Annotated in this window: 3 protein-coding genes; all 3 read left to right on the top strand. The window is 76.0% G+C overall.

Features of this window, described 5'->3' with window-relative positions; all coding sequences use genetic code 11:
• The coding region (gene cobJ / locus TR48_RS01270) for a precorrin-3B C(17)-methyltransferase (protein WP_063770867.1) at positions 1-1,177 on the top strand (1,177 nt) is incomplete at its 5' end.
• 88 nt (positions 1,178-1,265) lie between these two features.
• Complete coding sequence (locus tag TR48_RS01265; protein WP_042363853.1) at positions 1,266-1,892, top strand: precorrin-8X methylmutase; 627 nt, start codon at positions 1,266-1,268, stop codon at positions 1,890-1,892.
• The coding region (locus TR48_RS01260) for a sirohydrochlorin chelatase (RefSeq protein ID WP_042363852.1) at positions 1,889-2,234 on the top strand (346 nt) is incomplete at its 3' end. The genes TR48_RS01265 and TR48_RS01260, both read left to right, overlap by 4 nt.

Here is a 2,234-nt window from a genome sequence, read left to right as displayed (position 1 = left end):
CGCCGTTGCCGTGCCCGCCGTGCCGACCGCGCCCACCGTCCGGCTGTTCCCGCCGAGCCTCGTCGTCGGCGTGGGCGCCAGCAAGGGCGCACCGGCCGAGGAGATCCTCGGGCTGATCGGCACGGCGCTCGCCGAAGCGGGCCTGGACGCCCGCTCCCTGCACAGCCTGACCAGCGTCGACGCCAAGGCGGACGAGCCGGGCCTGCTCGCTGCGGCGGCCGAACTCGGCGTCCCGGTGCGGTGCTTCACCGCCGACGAGCTCGCCGCCGTCACCGTGCCCAACCCCTCCGACGCGCCGCTGGCCGCCGTCGGCACCCCGAGCGTCGCCGAGGCCGCCGCGCTGCTCGGCGCGCAGGCGACCGAACTCCTGCTCCCCAAGCGGAAGTCGGCCCCCGAGGGCCGCGCCGCGATGGCGACGGCGGCCGTCGCACGTCGCCCGGTGCGCGGCCGGCTCGCGATCGTAGGCCTCGGCCCCGGCGCGCGCGACCTGCTCACTGAGCGCGCCCGCACCGAGCTGCGCCGCGCCTCCGTCATCGTGGGCCTGGACCAGTACGTCGACCAGATCCGCGACCTGCTCCGGCCCGGCGTCCGCGTCGAGGCCACCGGGCTGGGCGCCGAGGAGGAGCGCGCCCGCAGCGCGGTCCGGCTGGCCCAGCAGGGCCTGGCCGTCGCGCTGATCGGCAGCGGCGACGCGGGCGTCTACGCGATGGCCTCCCCGGCCCTGGCCGAGGCGGGCGCGGACATCGACGTCGTCGGCGTCCCCGGCGTCACCGCCGCCATGGCGGCCGCCTCGCTGCTGGGCGCGCCGCTCGGCCACGACCACGTCTCGATCAGCCTCTCCGACCTGCACACCCCGTGGGAGGTCATCGAGCGCCGCGTCCGCGCCGCCGCCGAGGCCGACCTGGTCGTCACCTTCTACAACCCGCGCAGCCGCGCCCGCGACTGGCAGCTGCCGAAGGCGCTCGCCATCCTCGCCGAGCACCGCGACGCGCCCGCGACCCCGGTCGGCATCGCGCGGAGCGTCTCCCGCCCGGATGAATGGCACAAGGTGACGACGCTCGCCTCGCTCGACCCGACCGAGGTGGACATGTTCACCGTGGTCACCGTCGGCAACACCGCCTCCCGCGAGGTCGCGGGCCGCTTCGTCACCCCCCGCGGCTACCGGTGGCAGGTGTGAGCGGCACACCCCGCATCGAGTGCCAGGACGCCTGCCCGGTCGACGCGATCGACCTGCTGCCCGTCGATCCCCGTCAGGAGGACGCCTCATGAGCCGCCGTCAGGTCCACCCGATCGAGGCGGAGTCCTACCGCCGCCTGCGCGCCCGCCGTGACACCTCCCATCTGCCGCCGCTCACCCGGGCCGTGGCAGAGCGGGTCGTCCACGCCAGCGCGGACCTGGAGTACTTCGACGACCTCGTCCTCGCCGACGAGTCCGTGCTGCGCGCCGCCGCCGACGCGCTCGCCGCGGGCGCGCCGATCGTCGCGGACGTGGAGATGGTCGCGGCGGGGATCACCGCGCGCGAGTCCGTCTGCCGCGTCCGTCAGGCCAAGGCCGACCCGGCGGCCGGGCTGACCCGCTCGGCGGCGGCCGTCGGGATGGCGCTGGAGGAGGTCGGGCACGGCGCGGTCTGGGTGATCGGCTGCGCACCGACCGCCCTGGAGGAGCTGCTGGTCCTCGACGCCCGTCCGGCGCTCGTGATCGGCCTGCCCGTCGGCTTCGTCGGCGCCGCCGAGTCCAAGGCCGCACTGCGCGCGTCCGGACTGCCCGGCGTGAGCAACATCTCCGAGAAGGGCGGCTCGGCCGTGGCCGCCGCCGCCCTCAACGCCCTGCTGTACCCGGACCTCTACGACACCATCACGACTTCTGAGACCTCTGAGGAGAAGAACCTGTGACCTCCCCCGCGCTGTTGCTGGTCGGCCACGGCACCCGTGACGAGGACGGCGCGGAGGCCTTCCGCGAGTTCGTCGAGCTGCTCAAGGCCCGCCTGCCGGAGACCCCGGTCGGCGGCGGCTTCATCGAGCTGTCCCCGCCGCCGCTCGCCGACGCCGTCGCCGAGCTGGTCGAGCAGGGCGCGCGCCGCTTCGCCGCCGTGCCGCTGGTCCTGGTCTCCGCCGGGCACGCCAAGGGCGACATCCCGGCGGCGCTGGTACGCGAGCGCGAGCGCCACGCCGGCACCAGCTTCCGCTACGGCCGCCCGCTCGGCCCGCACCCGTCCCTGCTGACCGTCCTGGAGC

This window comes from Streptacidiphilus neutrinimicus, assembly GCF_000787815.1.
Classification (GTDB): domain Bacteria; phylum Actinomycetota; class Actinomycetes; order Streptomycetales; family Streptomycetaceae; genus Streptacidiphilus; species Streptacidiphilus neutrinimicus.
The sequence above is the reverse complement of the archived record's forward strand: the minus strand, read 5'-3'. Positions and strand labels throughout refer to the sequence as shown.